Source organism: Streptomyces sp. NPDC045968 (assembly GCF_056430475.1).
Genome location: NZ_JBWKLF010000001.1, coordinates 373,416 through 391,076 on the forward strand (window position 1 = coordinate 373,416; position 17,661 = coordinate 391,076).

At 71.7% G+C, this 17,661-nt stretch carries 14 protein-coding genes; 4 read left to right on the forward strand and 10 right to left on the reverse strand.

The features are described 5' to 3' along the window. Positions 1–20: 20 nt before the first annotated feature. The 9 genes from AC07FA_RS01550 to AC07FA_RS01590 all read right to left on the reverse strand — a co-directional run bounded on the left by AC07FA_RS01550 (position 21) and on the right by AC07FA_RS01590 (position 10,651). Entirely contained in the window at positions 21–1,058 is a 1,038-nt protein-coding gene (locus AC07FA_RS01550) for a glutamate ABC transporter substrate-binding protein (protein WP_479072663.1), read from the reverse strand. An 11-nt stretch (positions 1,059–1,069) separates the two neighbouring features. Beyond that, entirely contained in the window at positions 1,070–2,446 is a 1,377-nt protein-coding gene (locus tag AC07FA_RS01555; protein ID WP_479072664.1) for a hypothetical protein, read from the reverse strand. A gap of 278 nt (positions 2,447–2,724) precedes the next feature. Then, the gene (locus AC07FA_RS01560) at positions 2,725–3,699 is read right to left on the reverse strand and encodes an N-acetylglucosamine kinase (protein ID WP_479072665.1); all 975 of its coding nucleotides are present in this window, start codon (positions 3,697–3,699) and stop codon (positions 2,725–2,727) included. After that, a complete protein-coding gene (locus AC07FA_RS01565) occupies positions 3,690–4,955 on the reverse strand; it encodes a 6-phospho-beta-glucosidase (protein WP_479072666.1) in 1,266 nt (421 codons plus the stop codon). Before AC07FA_RS01565 ends, AC07FA_RS01560 begins: the two co-directional genes overlap by 10 nt. Before the next feature lies 1 nt (position 4,956). Continuing rightward, positions 4,957–5,856 (reverse strand): carbohydrate ABC transporter permease, encoded by a 900-nt coding sequence (locus AC07FA_RS01570; protein ID WP_479072667.1) that lies wholly within the window; start codon positions 5,854–5,856, stop codon positions 4,957–4,959. A gap of 3 nt (positions 5,857–5,859) precedes the next feature. Beyond that, positions 5,860–6,801, reverse strand: coding sequence for a carbohydrate ABC transporter permease (locus AC07FA_RS01575; protein WP_479072668.1), 942 nt, complete (start codon positions 6,799–6,801; stop codon positions 5,860–5,862). Positions 6,802–6,806: 5 nt separating this feature from the next. Next, positions 6,807–8,141 (reverse strand): ABC transporter substrate-binding protein, encoded by a 1,335-nt coding sequence (locus AC07FA_RS01580; RefSeq protein ID WP_479072669.1) that lies wholly within the window; start codon positions 8,139–8,141, stop codon positions 6,807–6,809. 56 nt (positions 8,142–8,197) lie between these two features. Continuing rightward, positions 8,198–9,412 carry an ROK family transcriptional regulator gene (locus AC07FA_RS01585; protein WP_479072670.1) on the reverse strand — a complete coding sequence of 405 codons (1,215 nt, stop codon included), beginning with the start codon at positions 9,410–9,412 and terminating at the stop codon, positions 8,198–8,200. Between the two features lie 174 nt (positions 9,413–9,586). After that, complete coding sequence (locus tag AC07FA_RS01590; RefSeq protein ID WP_479072671.1) at positions 9,587–10,651, reverse strand: mechanosensitive ion channel family protein; 1,065 nt, start codon at positions 10,649–10,651, stop codon at positions 9,587–9,589. Positions 10,652–10,968: 317 nt separating this feature from the next. Between AC07FA_RS01590 and AC07FA_RS01595 the strand changes: the two genes are divergently transcribed. Beyond that, positions 10,969–11,505, forward strand: coding sequence for an HNH endonuclease (locus AC07FA_RS01595; RefSeq protein WP_479072672.1), 537 nt, complete (start codon positions 10,969–10,971; stop codon positions 11,503–11,505). Between the two features lie 66 nt (positions 11,506–11,571). On the opposite strand, the gene AC07FA_RS01600 is transcribed toward AC07FA_RS01595, so the two are convergent. Then, positions 11,572–14,550, reverse strand: a complete 2,979-nt coding sequence (locus AC07FA_RS01600; RefSeq protein WP_479072673.1) for a beta-N-acetylglucosaminidase domain-containing protein — start codon at positions 14,548–14,550, stop codon at positions 11,572–11,574. Positions 14,551–14,860: 310 nt separating this feature from the next. Here AC07FA_RS01600 and AC07FA_RS01605 point away from each other — a divergent pair, with 310 nt between their 5' ends. The 3 genes from AC07FA_RS01605 to AC07FA_RS01615 are packed head-to-tail and all read left to right on the forward strand — an operon-like array spanning position 14,861 to position 17,601. Continuing rightward, positions 14,861–15,172, forward strand: a complete 312-nt coding sequence (locus AC07FA_RS01605; protein ID WP_479072674.1) for a hypothetical protein — start codon at positions 14,861–14,863, stop codon at positions 15,170–15,172. After that, positions 15,173–17,350: a 4-alpha-glucanotransferase gene (malQ, locus tag AC07FA_RS01610; RefSeq protein ID WP_479072675.1), complete on the forward strand. Its 2,178-nt coding sequence runs from the start codon at positions 15,173–15,175 to the stop codon at positions 17,348–17,350. A gap of 20 nt (positions 17,351–17,370) precedes the next feature. Continuing rightward, entirely contained in the window at positions 17,371–17,601 is a 231-nt protein-coding gene (locus tag AC07FA_RS01615; RefSeq protein WP_479072676.1) for a hypothetical protein, read from the forward strand. The last annotated feature ends 60 nt before the right edge of the window (positions 17,602–17,661 follow it).

Genomic DNA, 17,661 nt, shown 5'->3' on the forward strand with positions numbered 1-17,661 from the left:
CGGCCCGCGGGCCGGAGGACTCAGTTGCTCAGGTACTTGGGCGCCGGCGGCGCCGTGATCCCGGGCAGGCCGCCGGCCAGCCACTCGCGGTACGACACCATCCAGGGGCTGTCCTTCCCGCCCTTGCGATAGTCGACCAGCACCTGATTGACGCGGGCCACCAGATCGTCCGCGCCCTTCTTCGCCGCCACGCCGTAGTACTCCGTGGTGAACGGCTTGTCGCCCTTCAGGACGACGGCCGGGTCCTGGGCCGCCTGACCGGCCGCCAGGGCGTTGTCCGTGACGATCGCGTCGACCTCGCCGAGCTGGAGCCGGACCAGACAGTCGAGCTGGTTGGGCACGGTCAGCTGGTCCTTGTCCCGCTCGGTGCCGTCGCCCTCGTCCTTGAACACCGCGCCGAACGACTGCTTCTCCAGCGCCTCGTAGGCCGTGGAGCCCTCGGCGGAGCAGACCCGCTTGCCGTCCAGCGACGTGTCGTACCCCGTGATCGTGGAGTCCTTCGGGGCCAGCACCTGCTGTCCGGCCTGGAAGTAGGCCGTCGAGAACGAGACCTGCTCCAGCCGCTTGCAGTTGATGGTCATCGTCCGCACGACGACGTCGACCCGGTCGTTCTCCAGCGCCGCGATGCGCTGGTTGGTGGGTATCGCACGGAAGATCACCGCGTCCCGGTCGCCCAGGATGTTCTGCGCGATGGCCCGCACCAGATCGATGTCGAAGCCTTCGAGCTCGCGGGTCTCCGGATTGCGGTAGCCCCACCGGAAGCTGTTCTGGTCGACACCGGCGATCAGCTTGCCGCGTTCCTTGATCTTGTCGATGCTCGGCCCGTCGTCGCCCGAGGGCTGAAGGCTCGCCTCCGGGTCCGTGCACTCGTCGGCGCGTGCGTGCACCGCCGACGTCGCACCCTGTCCCACGGTCTTCGGGCCGAAGGAGCCGTCCGCGCTGTGGGACAGCGGCAGCAGCGTGAGCGAGGCGGTGACCGCGCACGCCACCGCCATGCCCGTCACACCGCCCCAGCCGCGCAGCCTGCTGCGCCCGGCCCGGTCGCGTTCCCTGGTCATCGCTCCCCCTCTCACCGGTACTCCGAGAGCCTGCGGTTGACCCCGACGACGGCGGCGGCCGCGCCCAGCACCCCGAGCGCCGCGGCCCCGATCGGCAGCCCGCCCAGCGCCCCGCGCCCGTCCTTCGCGGCGACGGTGAACTCGCCCTGCTCATGCGCGAGCGCCTTGCGCAGTGCCGCGTCCACCTGCTCGAACGACTCGCCAGTGGAGTCCTTCGAGCCGATGATCTGCTTCAGGGCACCGTCGTAGTCGCCCTGGTCGTCGGTCGTGCGGGCCTTGCGGTGGCGCCCCTGCCACTCGGACACGCTGGTGATGGCATCGGCCACCGGCTCGCTCCCCTGGGTGCCCTTGGCGAGCTTCTCGGCGCTCCTCAGCTGTGCGCCGAGCGCCTTCATGCCCGTGGTGTAGTCGGTCTCGTACTTGTCGTTCCTGCCGTCCGCCGTCAGCACCGCGCCGCGGGCCACCAGCGTGAGGTTCTCGTTGGCGCGCGCCTTCAGCGAGTTGATCCGTGCGTTGTTGAGGACATCGAGTGACTCCTGCCCCTGAACCATCGCCGCACGCAGTTCGGCCCGCGCGACCGTGTGTCCCACGGCCAGCCACAGCAGCACCACGGTGGACGCGGCGGTCGCCGCGAGCAGCCCGTGGTTGAGCACCCGGTTCGTCCTGCGGTAGTTGCGCCGCTGCATCCACACCAGCGCGGCCAGCACCACGAGTCCGGCGCAGAGCGAGAGGTACGGCCACTGCCGGGCGTCGTCCGCGTCCTCGCCGAGCCGGCCCGTCTCCGCCTTGTACAGCCGCTCGGCCGCGGGCAGCAGCTCGTACGTCATCTTGTGGTTCGCGTACCGGAGATAGGCGCCACCGAGCGGAAGTCCCTGGCGGTTGTTGGCCCGCGCCCGCTCGATCAGACCGGTGTACACGGGAAGCGTCTCGGCCAGCGTGGTGATCTCCCGGCCGGAGGAGGTCGAGGCGTCCGTGGCCGCGGCCGCTCTCACGAGCAGCCGGGAGGCTTCCCCGATGTCCTTCTCGTACTGCTCGTGCACGTCCCTGGGCTCCTGCGCGCCCGCCAGGAAGCCGCTGGCCGCCATCGTGTCCGCGTCGGCCAGCGAGCGGTAGATGCTCGCCGCGTCCGCGCTCAGCGGCTGACTGCGGTTCACCACGTCGTCGGCGGCGGCGGACCGCGCGGAGATCTCCAGCGCCGTCACGGCGCCGAACGTCACCACCAGCAGGGCCAGTACGGCCCCGATGATCTGCAGCCGGCCGGGCTCGGTCGTCGCCGCGGCACGCAGCCGCTCCGCCGGTCCGGACCAGGCGCTCCGACGCTGCGCGGGTACGGGCGGTGGCGCGGGCGCACGCTCCCGTAGCGAGCCCCCGTTCGGCGGGTATGTCACTTGACCTCCCCCTCGGTCACTGACTGCGGCACGGCCCCCCGGCCGAGCGGGGGACTGGTACCCGGCCAGCAGTATGGCCGAGGGACCGACATCCACACCAGGAACGCCCGGATCCCGCGTCGAAACGTCCGCCCCAGGCGGATCGGCCTCCCCACCCTTGAACACGTACGGGACGAGTGATCGGTTCCCGTATCCAGGGCGCGCCTCACACCGGACGGGCGGGGGAGTCAGGCCCGTCCGGCGCCGAAGCGGTCACCGGGGGTGCACCCCGGCCGCCGTCACACGTACTGCGCGCGCAGCCTGGCGTGCACCTCGGGCGCCGCGCCCGTGTGGTCCAGGCCCAGCAGTCCGGCCCCGAGGACGGGCGGCTCCGCGACCACCCGGATCACGGCCTTCGGGGCGCGGGCCACCAGGAGTTCGGCGATCCGCGCGTCGAGCTGCGGGTGACGCGCGGCCAGCACGCTGCCGCCCAGCAGCACGGGCGTCTCCTCGTCGAGCAGGCCGAGGCGGGTCAGCGCCACCGAGGCCATGGCGACGACCTCGTGCGCCAGCCGGTCCACGACGGAGCGTGCCACCGGGTCCCCGGCCGCGCTCGTGGCGAACAGGACCGGGGTGAGCTCGTGCCGCGAGGCGTAGGGGACCCGCCCCCGGTGCAACGCCTCGATGAGTTCGTACATCGAGCCGAGACCGAAGTGCCCCGGCAGCGTGCGGACCAGTTCGGTCGCCTCGCCGCGGCCGTCCTCGGCCCGCGCCGCGAACCACATGGCCTCCTCGGCCAGCCCCGCGCCGCCTCCCCAGTCACCGGAGATCTTGCCGATGGCCGGGAAGCGGGCGGTGCGGCCGTCCGGCACCATGCCCACACAGTTGATCCCCGCACCGCAGACGACGGCCACCCCCCGCGGCTCGTCCACCCCGGCGCGCAGTATGGCGAAGGTGTCGTTGCGCACCTCCACCGTGCGCGCCCACCGCCGGGCGAGCAGGGCCTCCGTCAGCTCGGCCTCCTCGACCGGGAGATCGGCGTTGGCCAGGCACGCGGACACATGGCCGAGGGAGCCGGCGCTCGCGCCGCACCCGGCCAGCGCCCGGTCCAGGATCGAGCCCAGCACGTCCAGTGCCGCGTCGACGCCCACGGCCGGCGGCTGGAAGCCACCGCCGCGGGCCGTGGACAGGACCGTGCCGTCCGCCCCGATCAGCGCGACATCCGTCTTGCTGTTTCCCGCGTCGATGGCGACGACCGAGACGTTCACGCCCACGCGAGGTGCTCCCGGTTGTGGGCGATCAGCCGGTCGGTGAGGCCTTCGGCGTACTCGTACTGACCGATCAGGGGGTGCGAGAGGAGCGCCTTGAACACCCGCTCGCGCCCGCCGCGCAGCGCGGCGTCCAGGGCGAGATCCTCGTACGCCGTCACCTGGGCGATCAGACCGGAGTACAGCGGGTCGAGCCGGGGAACGGCGAGCGGGGTCGCCCCCGTGCCGTCGACCCGGGCCTGCACCTCGATCACGGCGTCGTCCGGCAGGAACGGCAGCGTGCCCCTGTTGTAGGTGTTGACCACCTGCACGGCGGAGCCGCCACCGCCGAGGAGGGAGGCCGCCAGGTCCACGGCCGCCTCCGAGTAGAAGGCACCGCCGCGCTTGCCGAGCAGCGCGGGCTTCTCGTCCAGCGCGGGGTCCCCGTACATCGCGAGGAGCTCCTTCTCCATCGCGGCGACCTCGGCCGCGCGCGACGGCTTCGTGCCGAGCTCCCGTACGACCTCGTCGTGCGCGTAGAAGTACCGCAGGTAGTACGAGGGGACGACGCCGAGCCGGTCGACGAGTTCCCGGGGCATGTGCAGGTCGTCCGCGATGGCGCTCCCGTGCTCGGCGAGCAGCCCCGGCAGGACGTTCTCGCCGTCCGGGCCGCCGAGGCGCACTCCGAGTTCCCAGGTCAGGTGGTTCAGGCCGACGTGGTCGAGATGCACCTCGCCCGGGGTCACATCGAGCAGCCGGGCGAACTTCCGCTGGAAGCCGATCGCCACGTTGCAGAGACCGACGGCCTTGTGCCCGGCCTGGAGCAGCGCCCGGGTGACGATGCCGACCGGGTTGGTGAAGTCGATGATCCAGGCGTCGGGGTTGGTGCGGCGGACGCGTTCGGCGATGTCCAGGACGACCGGCACGGTCCGCAGCGCTTTCGCGAGGCCGCCGGCCCCGGTGGTCTCCTGGCCGACGCAGCCGCACTCCAGCGGCCAGGTCTCGTCCTGGTTGCGGGCGGCCTGCCCGCCGACCCGGAGCTGGAGGAGGACCGCGTCGGCGTCAGCGACGCCGGCGTCCAGATCGGAGGTGGTGGTGATCTTCCCGGGGTGGCCCTGCTTGGCGAAGATCCGCCGGGCCAGGCCGCCGATGAGTTCGAGACGGTAGGCCGCCGGGTCGATGAGCACCAGCTCCTCGACCGGCAGGGTGTCCCGCAGGCGGGCGAAACCGTCGATCAGTTCAGGGGTATAGGTGGACCCGCCACCCACTACTGCGAGCTTCATGTCAGCCCTTTACTCCGGTCAGTGTGACGCCCTCGACGAATGCCTTCTGGGCAAAGAAGAAGACGAGGATCACGGGGGCCATGACCAGGACGGTCGCGGCCATGGTCAGATTCCAGTCGGTGTGGTGTGCGCCCTTGAAGGACTCCAGGCCGTAACTGAGCGTCCAGGCGGCCGGGTTCTCGGAGGCGTAGATCTGCGGACCGAAGTAGTCGTTCCAGGCGGCGAAGAACTGGAACAGGGCGATCGCGGCGATCCCCGGCTTGGCCATCGGGATCACCACCCTGATGAGGGTGCGCAATTCGCCGCAGCCGTCGACCTTCGCCGCGTCCAGGTACTCGTTCGGGATGGTCAGCAGGAACTGCCGCAGCAGGAAGATGGAGAACGCGTCACCGAACGCCATGGGGATGATCAGCGGCCAGAGCGTGCCGGACAGGTCCATCTGCTTCGCCCAGAACAGGTACATCGGGATGATCACGACCTGGGGCGGCAGCATCATCATCGAGATGACGAGCATCAGCGACAGCTTGCGCCCGCGGAAGCGGAACTTGGCCAGCGCGTACGCCACGGGCACGGACGACAGCACGGTCAGGACCGTGCCCAGCCCCGCGTACAGCAGGGTGTTGCGCCACCAGGTGAGGAATCCCGGGGTGTTGAAGACCTTGCGGTAGTTGTCCCACTCCCAGGTGTTGGGGGTGAGGTCCCGGGTCAGGGCCTGCTGGTCGCTCATCAGCGAGGTCAGCAGGACGAAGACGAACGGCAGCACGAAGAAGAGCGCGGCGGCGATCCCCAGTGAGTGGACGGCGATCCAGTGCAGCAGCGCCTTGCGGCGTGCGGTGCGTTCGGCCGGAGTGGGTGCGTCGGTCACCTTGGCGGCGGGCTTGTCGAGGAGTGGGGTGGTCATGGCTCAGTCACCGGCCTGGATCAGGTTGTTGCGGCCCCGCATCAGAAGCGCGGTGAACGCCATGGCCAGGGCGAACAGGACGAGGGCGACGACGCAGGCGGAGCCGTAGTCGAAGCGCTGGAAGCCGAGGTTGTAGACGAGCTGGGGCAGGGTCAGTGTCGACTTGTCGGGATAACCGGGTTCGAACTGCTGCCCGGAGCCGCCGATCACGCCGGAGGCGACCTTCCCGGCGACGAGGGGCTGGGTGTAGTACTGCATCGCCTGGATCACCCCGGTGACCACGGCGAACAGCACGATCGGCGAGATGTTCGGCAGCGTGACGAAACGGAACCGCTGCCAGGCGGACGCGCCGTCCAGCTCGGCCGCCTCGTACTGCTCCTTGGGCACGTCGAGCAACGCGGCCATGAAGATGACCATCAGGTCACCGATGCCCCACACCGCGAGCATGGTGAGCGCCGGCTTCGACCAGCTCGCGTCGTTGAACCAGCCGGGCGTCGGCAGCCCCAGGTCACCGAGGATCGCGTTGACCGGCCCCGTCCCCGGGTTGAGGAGGAAGACGAACGCGAGCGTCGCGGCGACCGGCGGTGCCAGGTACGGCAGGTAGAAGAGGGTGCGGAAGACCCCCGTGGCCGTCTTGATCTTGGTGATCAGCATGCCGACGCCGATACCGAACACCACCCGGCAGCTGACCATGACGAGCACCAGCCACAGCGTGTTGCGCAGCGAGGGCCAGAACATCGGGTAGTCGTTGAAGACGTAGGACCAGTTGGCCAGGCCGTTGAAGGACGGGGCCGCGAACCCGTCGTAGTCCGTGAAGGAGAAGTACACGGTCGAGACCATCGGGTACGCGAAGAAGACCGTGAACCCGATCAGCCAGGGCGACATGAAGGCCGCCGTGCGCAGCGCCGACCGCCTGCGCTTCGAGCGGAGAGTGTGCGTGGTCATCGGGGCTACTTGGCCTTCGCGATGTCGGTGTCGATCTGCGCGGCGGTCTTCTCCAGACCGGCCTTGAGGTCCTTCACCGAGCCCTTCTCGTACTGGAAGCCGAAGTCCTGGATGGTCTGCTGGTACGTCGAGCCGTTGATCGCGCCGTCCGGGGTGCTGGACTCGGGGTGCTGGGCGATGTCGAGGAAGGTCTTGAAGCGCGGGTCGAACTTCAGGCCGGGGGACTTCAGTGCCTCGAAGGTCGAGGGCACGTTGCGGATCCCGTTCGCGAAGTCGACCACGGCCTGCGTGTCGCTCGTCATGAACTTGACCAGCTCCCAGGCGGCGTTCTGCTTCGTGCTGCCCGGGGCGATGCCCATGATCGTGCCGGAGAGGAAGCCCTTGCCGTAGCTGTCGCGCTCGTCGTCCGCGACGGGCATCGGCGCGACACCGATCTCGAAGGGCACCTTGGCGTCGGTGGCCATGCCGAGCCGCCACTCGCCGTCCAGCTGCATGGCGACCTGACCGGTGTGGAACGGGTGCTTGGAGCCCCACTCGTCACCGAAGGTGCCGCGGTACTTCTCCAGCTTCTCGTATCCGCCCAGGTCCTCGACCAGCTTCTTCTGGTACGTGAACATCTCGGCGAACGCCGGGTCCTTGGCGATGTTGGACGCGCCGTCCTTGTCGAAGTACGCGTGGTCCCACGAGGAGAGGTAGTGGTCGGCGACCGTCTCGTAGCCGTGGAAGGTGGGCATGAAGCCCAGCTGCTCGTAGCTGCCGCCCTTCTCGACCGTCAGCTTCTTGGCGACCGACGCCAGTTCGGACATCGTCACCGGCGGCCCGGCGATACCGGCCTTCTCGAAGGCGTCCTTGTTGTAGTAGAGGCCGTACGCGTCGGCGAGCAGCGGGAGCGCGCAGCGCTTGCCCTCGAACTGGGTGTAGTCCAGAAGCACCTTCGGGAAGGTCTTCTCCAGATCCAGCTTCGACTTCTCGATGAACGGCGTCAGATCGGCGAAGGCACCGGAGGAGCAGAACTTGCCGACGTTCGCGGTGGTGAACGAGGAGACCACGTCGGGGCCCTTCGAACCTCCCGCCCGGAGCGACTGGTTGAGCTTGTCGTCGTTGATGTTGCCGACGACGTTGACCTTGATGTTCGGGTGGGCCTTCTCGAACCGGTCGACGTTGTCCTTGACCGCCTTGACCTCGGCGGGCGCGCTCCAGCCGTGCCAGAAGTTGATCGTCGTCTTCGCGTTCGGGTCGTCGGTCGCACCGGATTCGGCCTGGCCGGTACAGGCGGTGGCGAGGACCGATATCGCGGCGACCGCGACAGCGGCGGTGGTGGTCAGTCGGCTTCTGCGCATGACAGGGCTCCCAGGGACAGGGGGAAGGAGAGGGGGAGAGGAGAAGAACGGGGAATTCAGCGAGAGGTGTCGAACACTTCGTCGCGGGTGTCCGCGAGAGCCCTTTCCAGGGCGCCCCGCAGGACGGGATGGTGGCCGATCTCACCGAGGACGAGACGGGGCCGGGACGCGGCGAGCTCCGCGAGCTCGGACTGGACCAGCGAACGCAGCAGTTCACCGCCCGAGGAGACGAGCTCACCGGAGAGCACGATCAGCTCAGGGTCGAGTACGGCGGTGACGGAGGCGAGACCGGTGGCGAGGCGCTGGGCGTACTGGCGCAGCAGCTCGGTGAGCGCCTCGTCGCTCTCGTACGCCTCGACCGCCCGCCTCAGCAGTTCCGCCGCGACCCGCGCGTACGGCTGGTGCGGGGTGTCGATGCCGAGTGCCGTGGCCATCCTCGGCAGTGCCTGGGCGCCCGCCAGCTCCTGGAAGCCGCCGCTGTTGGCCTTCACGACCTGGCGTACGAGGGGCGTCCCGGGCACCGGCAGGAAGCCGACCTCGCCCGCGCCGCCGGTCCAGCCGCGGTGCAGCCGGCCGTTGATCACCAGGGCGGCGCCGAGGCCCTCCTCGTTCCACAGCAGGACGAAGTCCTCGTGACCGCGGGCCGCGCCGAGCCGCTGCTCGGCCACCGCGACGAGGTTCACGTCGTTCTCGTACTCGACCGGCATCGGCAGGAACGCGGCCAGCTCCTCCAGCAGGGTGGGGGAGTGCCAGCCGGGCAGGTGCGAGGCGTACCGCAGCCGGCCCGTGCCCGGATCGAAGGCGCCGGGGGTGCCGATGACGACGCGGTGCACATCGGCGCGGGTCAGTCCGGCGTCCTTGACGGCGCCGTCCAGCGCCTCGGCCACCTGCCGGACGACCCCCTCGGCACGGCGGCCGGGGGTGGGCAGTTCGAACCGTCCGACGGTCTCGCCGGTCACGTCGGCGACCGCGGCGACGATCCGCCCGGCGGTCACGTCGAGGCCTGCCACATGGGCGGCGCGCGCGTTCACGGCGTAGAGCTGGGCGTTGGGTCCGGGGCGCCCCTCGCTGGTGCCGGTGGCCACGACGAGCCCCGCGGCCTCCAGACGGGCCAGCAGCTGGGAGGCGGTGGGCTTGGAGAGGCCCGTCAGCTTCCCGATCCTCGTACGGGAGAGAGGGCCGTGCTCCAGGAGCAGATCGAGGGCGGCCCGGTCGTTCATGGCGCGCAGGACCCGCGGTGTGCCCGGGGTGCCCGGCGAGGTTCCCGCCATGGTGTCCACCTGCCCTCTGTTAGGAAACTTTCCTATTCGTGAGAGGAAGGTATGGCGCAGGTCACCGGACCGTCAATGGGCGGCACCCCTGCGGCTATCAAAGCGTTACCTGGAACACCCCTGCGCCGAAGGGGCGCACCGCATGCGCGGAACGCCCCTTCGAGTCCGTTTCTGCTACTTGGCCAGATTCGGCGGTGCGATGGGGGTGGCGGCCAGCGACTGCGGCGAGGTCGCCGAGGCGTACGCCGACGGGGCGGCCATGCCGGCGGTCGGGTCCGGCAGCGCGTCCACGTCCGCCTGGAGCGGCAGCGTCCCGACCATCCGGATGCCCGCGCCGTCCAGCGCCTGCTTGATCCGCCAGCGCAGCTCGCGCTCCACGCCCAGCGCCTTGCCCGGCATCGTCTTGGCCGTCACCCGGACGGTCATCGAGTCCAGCAGCACCGCGTCCAGGCCCAGGACCTCCACGGGGCCCCAGAGGCGCTCGGTCCACGGGTCCTCCTTGGTCATGGTCTCCGCCGCCGCGGTGATCGCCTTGCGGACCAGTTCCAGGTCCTCCGAGGGGCGCACCGTCACATCGACACCGGCCGTCGACCAGCCCTGGCTGAGGTTGCCGATCCGCTTCACCTCGCCGTTGCGGACGTACCAGATCTCACCGTTGTCGCCGCGCAGCTTCGTGACCCGCAGACCCACCTCTATGACCTCGCCCGAGGCGACACCCGCGTCGACCGTGTCCCCGACGCCGTACTGGTCCTCAAGGATCATGAAGACGCCGGAGAGGAAGTCGGTGACCAGGTTGCGCGCGCCGAAGCCCAGCGCCACCCCCGCCACACCGGCGGAGGCCAGCAGCGGGGCCAGATTGATCTGGAACGCGCCCAGGATCATCAGGCCCGCCGTACCGAGGATCAGGAACGACGTCACCGAGCGGAGTACGGAACCGATCGCCTCCGAGCGCTGGCGGCGCCGCTCCGCGTTGACCAGCAGTCCGCCGAGTGCGGTGCCCTCCACGGCCTGGGCGCTGCGGTTCATCCGCTCGATGAGGTTGGTCAGGGCGCGGCGGATCACATAACGCAGCACGATCGCGACCGCCGCGATGAGGAGGATGCGCAGCCCGGTGTTCAGCCAGGTGGACCAGTTCTGCTCGACCCAGCCCGCGGCGTTGCCGGCCTGCTCGGCGGCCTCACCCAGCGAACCGACCGGCTCCGGCGAAGGCGCTGCGGCCAAGAGGGCGGACAGGTGCACGGCGGGAACCTCCAGAAGCGGCGACGGGTGACCAACAACAGTAACGAAGCCATGGGAGTGGATCGTTGCCGTGTTCGAGGGAGAGACACGTCTCATCCGGGGATACACCAGGTGTGGCCGATCGCACAGGGCGGACGGCCGCCGTGGTGAAGCGCCTGTCACCGGGTGTACCGGCGGTGGCCGGGCGGCGGGGTGAGGAAAATCCCTCCGGCCCGTTACCAGCACGTGGTGGCGTTTCGACCAGGCATGAGGAGAGACTGAGATCGGATCGTCCCGGCGCGAGCCACGCGCCGCCGGCGTACAAGGAGGCATCCACCGTGCCGCACGTCCTGGTTCTCAACGCGTCGTACGAGCCGCTCGGCGTCGTACCGCTCCACCGCGCGCTCGTCCTCGTCCTCGAGAACAAGGCAATCTGCCTCGAGGAGTCCGGCGCCTTCATGCACAGTGCCACCCGTGCTGTACCGGCGCCGAGCGTCATCCGCCTGAAGCGGTTCGTACGGGTCCCCTACCGGGGGCCCGTTCCACTGACCCGGCGGGCGCTCTTCGCCCGGGACGGCGGGCGCTGCATGTACTGCGGCGCCGCGGCCACCAGCGTCGACCACGTCATTCCGCGCAGCCGCGGCGGACAGCACGCCTGGGACAACGTGGTGGCGGCCTGCCGCCGCTGCAACCACGTCAAGGCCGACCGGCATCTGCCCGAGCTCGGCTGGCGGCTCCGGCACCAGCCCGCCCCGCCCAGCGGCCTGGCCTGGCGCATCATCGGGACCGGGCACCGGGACCCGCGCTGGCTCCCGTATCTGCAGCCGTTCGGCGCGGACGACGTGCTGGCCCGGATCGACGGTGTCTCGGCGTGAGGGTGACCGGGCCGGCCGGTGGCCGTCGTGTCCTCGGCCGGGCTTGATCGTGCCAGGTCGGTACCGCTACTCCGCCGCCACCGCGTACGCCTCCACCGACCAGAGCGAGTAGCCGTACTCGGTGGCCCTGCTGTCGCCCTGCACCCTGATGAAGCGGGTGTCCTTCGCGTCCATCCGGACCGATTCGCGCCCGCCCCCGCCCTCGCGGACCGTCGCCGCCGTACGCCAGGTGCGGCCGTCGGCGGAGACCTGGACGCGGTAGCGCGCGGCGTACGCGTCCTGCCAGCGCAGCACCACCTGCCCCAGTCGCACCGGCTCGGGCAGCTCGGTCTGCCACCAGGCGCCGTCCTCCACGGGCGAGGACCAGCGGGTGGCGGGGTCGCCGTCCGCCGCGGCCGCCGCGGGGAAGTCCGGGGTCTCGTCGCCGGACGAGGACGCCGTGCCCGTACGTACCAGATCGGAGCCCGCCGTACGGGGGAAGGCCCGCACCGTCAGCGTGCTGCGCTCACCGCCGAAGCTGAACGGCACCTCGTACTCACCGGCCGGGGTGTCCGCCGGGACCGTGATGTCCACGGGCACGTCGGTGCGGGAGCCGCGCGGGACCGTCGTCTGCTTCGGGACCTTCACCTCGATGCCCTTGGGGGCCTCGGCCGTCAGCGCGCCCCGCACCTCGGCGGGGCGCCGCCCGGCCAGCCGGGCCTCGACTCGCTGCGGGCCGCCGCCGATCACCGCGTCCGTCTCGCCGCGTGCGAGATCGAGGCGGGCGGCGGGCTCGTCGCCGAACCACGGCACGACCGCCCGCACCCCGGGACCGGCCGTCCCGGTGCCGGGGCCCGGGACGAGCGGGGGCGCGCTGCCGGTGAAGGGCGGGGCCACGGCGGGCAGGCCGACCCGGATCGCGTCCGCCCGCAGCCCCTTCGTCGTCGTCTGGGTCCAGCCCGATTCCGTGAGCCGGCCGAGGCCGCGCCAGCCCTCGCCGGGCACATGGGCCTGGAGGACCGCGCCGGCTGAGCGGCTGCCCGGCTCGGCCATCACGGTCACGGCGTCCACGGGACGGGGCCGTCCCAGCTGGAGCGTGTAGCCGGTCGCGTCCTTGCTCACGGTGCCCGAGTCGCGGTCGGCGCCGTTCCAGCCGCCGGCCTCCTTGAGGACCCGGTCCAGGAACGGCCCCAGCACGCCCTTGCCGACGGTCGCCCCGCCGGCCGCGATCTCCCGGCGCAGGTCCTCCAGGGCCAGCTGTGCCCGCCAGGCGCCCGGTCCGTCGCCGCGCCCCTGTGCCTGGAGCAGGTCGACGGCGAGCTCGCCGGCCCTGCCGTACCGGGCCAGCTGATCCGTCCACGGACGCACCTCGTCGTCCAGCCGCCCGTCCGCCGGGGTGGTCAGCCGCCGCGGGGTCTCCCGCATCACGGTGAACGCCGCCCGCAGCTCGCGCGCCGCGTCGTCGCGCGAGCTGCCGCTCGCGGGCCGCGACGCCCAGAACGCGGTCAGCAGGGGCCGCAGATAAGCGGACTCCGCACCGCCGAGCACGGAGGCCGCGCTGTTGCCCGCGAGGGCCCGCAGTGCGGTCCGGGTACGGACGTCGCCGCCCGCCAGGTCGTCGATCGCCGCCTGCCAGGACTCCTGCGGCCGGTAGCCCTTCGGGTTCCAGGCGAAGTCGGCGGCGGTGAACAGGGGGATACGGGACGCGGACGCCTGCTCCATCGCGTTGGCGATCAGCGCGGCCGAACCGATCGCGACCGCCGGGTCCCGGCCGGTGTACGGGCCGAGGAAGATCCGGTCCTGCGCGTAGTCGTTGACCGGGTAGTTGTCCATCGTGACCAGTGGATGGCGGAAGGTGGCCCGTGCACCGGCCAGCTCCCGCCCGGTGATGGTCCTCGGTACGACCCCGACCCCGGTCCACGCCACCCGCACCCGGTCGTCGAGCTCGGCGGCGAGTGCCTTGCGGTAGTCCGTCGAACCGTCCTGGTAGTACTCGGTCGGCATCACCGACAGCGGCTCCGCGTCCGGGTGGCGCTCCGCCAGATGCCGGTCGACGGCGCTCGCGACACGCGCCTGCGCCCTGGCGGCGGCCTCCGGGCCGTTGCCGAAGGTGTCCGCGTCGTCCTCGCAGTGCCATTCGCTGTAGCTGACGTCCTGGAACTGGAGCTGGAAGACCCGTACGCCCAGCGCCCACATCGCGTCGATCTTCCGCGTCAGCGCCTTGATGTCACCGTCCGACGCCATGCACATCGCCTGGCCGGGGGAGACGGCCCAGCCGAGCGTCACGTGCTCGGCGCGCGCCTTCTCCGCCAGCGCGCGGAAGTCCGCGCGGCGTTCGGCGGGGTACGGCTCGCGCCAGCGGGCCTGGCGGTAGGGATCGTCGCCCGCCGCGTACAGATAGCGGTTCTGCTTGGTGCGCCCCATGAAGGCGATCTGCGCGAGCCGCTCCTCGCGGGTCCATGGCTGCCCGTAGAACCCCTCGGCCATCCCGCGCGCGGCCGTGCCCGGCCAGTCGCGCACCACGGCGCCCGCGACGGCGCCGCCACGGATCAGCTGGCGCAGCGTCTGGACGGCGTGGAAGAGGCCGTCGTCGCCGACCCCGTCCAGGGCGACGGTGGAGCGTCCGGCGACCTGGCCGACCGCGATGCGGTAACCGCCGGCCGGAAGGTCGGCGCGCGCGGGCGCCCGCATGACCCGCAGGGCGTCCAGCGCACCGTCACCGCCGATGCGGACGACGGGGCCACGCCCCGGCAGCCCCTCGTGCACGGTGGTGACGCCCGCGTCACGGAGCACGGACCGCAGGGCGTCCACCGCGTACGGATCGGCGCCCGCGTCGGCGACGACGGTGACGTCGGTACCGAGGGGCACCGCCTGACCGGACGCCTCGATGGTCTGCGGACGGGGCCAGACGGAGGGTGGCAGCGTGTCGTCGACGCGGTCGGGGACCGCGGTCCGCGGCCCGGGTACGACGGGGGCCGCGGTCGCGGCCGGGGCGACGGAACCGAGCAGTCCGCCGATCACCGCGACGGCGACGGCCGTCGCGTGCTTCCTGCGTCCGAACTGCACGTCGCGCTCCCCTCGTCACGTCCGGTGGGCTCCGAGCCCACCACCCGGGCGCGAGGGTGTCAATGCGCGTGACCGTTGCGCCAGATATGCCCGGTCGTACGGCGCCTCGCCTCCGGGTGCCGGGCTCGCGGGGGGTCCGGAAGCGGCATCGAGTGGCTGAAATCGGTCCATGACCGGCGTACGGGGGAACGGGATGTGACCTGCGGCACGTTGGGCTCGTTGTCATAACGCGTATGTCACGTTCACGTCTGCGGTCGCACCGGCTGGGTAGGTCTGGCGGTGTCCTGTTCCCAACGGCCAGGAGGCCACCATGCCCGCTGCCGCGCAGCTTCTGCTCTCCGCCCTCTCCAAACAGGTACCGAGCCCGGGCTCTGCCGCACCTGCCACCGAGCCGCCCCTGACCGACCTCGCGCCTCCGATGATCAGCGAGCTGCCGCTCGCCGATGTCTCCCACCTGAACGGTGAGGCGGCGTTCGCCGACGCCGCACCGCTGACCAGCGAGCCTCCGCTCGCCGATGCCACCCCTCTCACGAGCGAGCCACCGCTCGCCGCCGTCGCCCCTCTGACCAGCGAGCCGACCGCCCCCGGCACCGCAGGGGGCATGGAGTTCCCAGGAGTCTGAATGGGCTTGTCCCGGCTCGCCGCACTGCACGGCGTCGCCACCTCCTACTCCCCGTCCGCGGATGTCACGGTGTCCGTCCCCGACGACACGGTCACGGCCGTGCTCGCCGCGCTGGGCGTCGACGCCGGCACCCCCGCGGCCGTACGGAGGTCGCTCGACGCCGCGGAATCGGAGGCGGTTTCACGCCTGCTTCCGCCGACGGTGGTGGTCTGGTCGGGAGAGCCCCTGCCGGCCGCCCTGACGGCGCTGCCACCGGACACGACGCTCACGATCGAGCCGGAAGCCGACCCGGGGCCGTCCGCCACGCCCCCGGCACACCTGACCCAGGTCGTGACTCCGGCGGCGGAGCACTCCCCGGCCGAGCCCGCCGCCGACGCCACCGGCCAGGCACCCGGCTGGTGGCACGAGCCCCCCTTGGGGGTCCACCGGCTCTCCGCGCGCACGCCCGACAACCGGCACGCGACCGCCACCCTCGTCGTCGCCCCGGCCCGCGTCCCGCAGCCGCCCGTCCGCGTCCACGGCTTCCTCGTCCAGCTGTACTCCCTGCTCTCCTCCCGGTCCTGGGGCATGGGCGACCTCGGCGACCTGGCCGACCTCGCCGCCTGGTCCGGCCGGAGCCTCGGCTCGGGGTTCGTCCAGGTCAACCCGCTCCACGCCGCCGTACTGGGCAGACCCACCGACCCCTCCCCGTACCGCCCCTCCTCGCGCCGCTTCCCCGACCCCGTCCATCTGCACATCGAGTCGGTGCCCGAGTACGGGCACGTCCGCGACCGTGCGGCGCTGGACGACCTCCGCCAGGACGCCGCCGGGCTCTCCGAAGCCGTGCTCAGCAAGGGCGCACTGATCGACCGGGACGCCGTCTGGGAGCTCAAGCGGCAGGCGCTGGAGCTCATCCACGAGGTGCCGCTGACCCCCGGCCGCCGCGCCGCCTACTGCGACTTCCTGGCCGGACAGGGGCAGGCCCTGGAGGACCACGCACTGTGGTGCGCCCTGGCCGAGGTGCACGGTTCCGACTGGCACACCTGGCCCGAGGGCCTGCGCGACCCGCGCTCCCCGCAGACGGCCAGGGCCCGCGCCGAACTCCTGGACCGGGTCGACTTCCACTGCCGGCTCGCCTGGCTGACCGCGACGCAGCTCGCCGCCGCCCAGCAGGCCGCGCGGGACGCCGGGATGGCCGTCGGAATCGTCCACGACCTGGCCGTGGGCGTGCACCCGGCCGGCGCCGACACCTGGTCCCAGCAGGACGCCTTCGCGCGCGGGATGTCGGTCGGCGCACCCCCGGACGCCTTCAACGCGCGCGGCCAGGACTGGGGGCTGCCCCCCTGGCGGCCCGATGTGCTCGCCGCCTCGGGCTACGCCCCGTACCGCGGCCTCCTGCGCGGCCTCCTCGCCCACGCGGGCGCCCTGCGCATCGACCATGTGATGGGGCTGTTCCGGCTCTGGTGGGTGCCCGAGGGGCGTCCGCCGACCGAGGGCACGTACGTAGTCCAGGACGCCGAGGCGATGCTCGCCGTCCTCGTCCTGGAGGCGCACCGGGCCGGTGCCGTCGTCATAGGGGAGGACCTCGGCACCGTCGAACCAGGCGTCCGCGAGGCGCTCGCCCGGCGCGGCGTGCTCGGCACCTCCGTGCTCTGGTTCGAGCGGGACTGGGACGGCACGGGGAAACCCCTGCCCCCGGAGCGGTGGCGGCAGGACTGCCTGGCCACGGCCACCACCCACGACCTGCCCTCCACGGCCGCCCGGCTGACGGGCGACCATGTGACGCTGCGCCACCGCCTGGGGCTGCTCACCCGCCCGCTGGAGCAGGAGCTGACCGAGGACGCCACCGAGACCGCCGAGTGGCTGGCCTACCTCGCCCGGCTCCGTCTCCTGCCCGAGGGCGAGGGTGACGAGGAGGCCGCGGTCCGGGCCGTCCACCGCTTCCTGCTGCGGACCCCCGCCCGGATGATCGGCGTCTGGCTCCCCGACACGGTGGGCGACCGCCGCCCGCAGAACCTGCCGGGCACCTGGGACCAGTACCCCAACTGGCGCCTGCCCGTCGCCGATGCCGAGGGCCACCCGGTCACCCTGGAGGAGCTCGTCGCGTCGCCCCGGCTGCACCGGCTGATGGAGGTGCTGAGCCCCCGCCCGGAGCACCCCGCGTCCCGTACGGCACCCCCGGGCGCGCGCCGCCCGTAGCCGTTCGCTACGTTTGCACCGTGGACAAGAAGAACGCTATGCGCGCCGGCGCCGTCGCAGCCGGTACGACGCTGATGATGCTGCTCATGTCGTCGCCCGCGCTTGCTCTCACGCGCGACGACGGTGACGACCCGGGCTCCGGCCTGAGCGTGATGGATACGATCGGGCTGTATGTCGTGGCTCCCATCGCCCTCTTCGCGGTGATCGCGGGCCTGGTCATGGTGCTCGACAAGTCCAAGAAGTCGGTCTAGAACCTCTCCCCGAGTGCACCGCCGGTACCCAGTGCCGCGCGGTGCACCGGCATGTCCGGG

Coding starts and splice junctions, on each gene's coding strand:
- AC07FA_RS01550 (WP_479072663.1), bottom strand. CDS start 1,058: ATGACCAGGGAACGCGACCGGGCCGGGCGCAGCAGGCTGCGCGGCTGG.
- AC07FA_RS01565 (WP_479072666.1), bottom strand. CDS start 4,955: ATGAAGCTCGCAGTAGTGGGTGGCGGGTCCACCTATACCCCTGAACTG.
- AC07FA_RS01570 (WP_479072667.1), bottom strand. CDS start 5,856: ATGACCACCCCACTCCTCGACAAGCCCGCCGCCAAGGTGACCGACGCA.
- AC07FA_RS01575 (WP_479072668.1), bottom strand. CDS start 6,801: ATGACCACGCACACTCTCCGCTCGAAGCGCAGGCGGTCGGCGCTGCGC.
- AC07FA_RS01580 (WP_479072669.1), bottom strand. CDS start 8,141: ATGCGCAGAAGCCGACTGACCACCACCGCCGCTGTCGCGGTCGCCGCG.
- AC07FA_RS01585 (WP_479072670.1), bottom strand. CDS start 9,412: ATGGCGGGAACCTCGCCGGGCACCCCGGGCACACCGCGGGTCCTGCGC.
- AC07FA_RS01605 (WP_479072674.1), top strand. CDS start 14,861: ATGCCCGCTGCCGCGCAGCTTCTGCTCTCCGCCCTCTCCAAACAGGTA.
- malQ (WP_479072675.1), top strand. CDS start 15,173: ATGGGCTTGTCCCGGCTCGCCGCACTGCACGGCGTCGCCACCTCCTAC.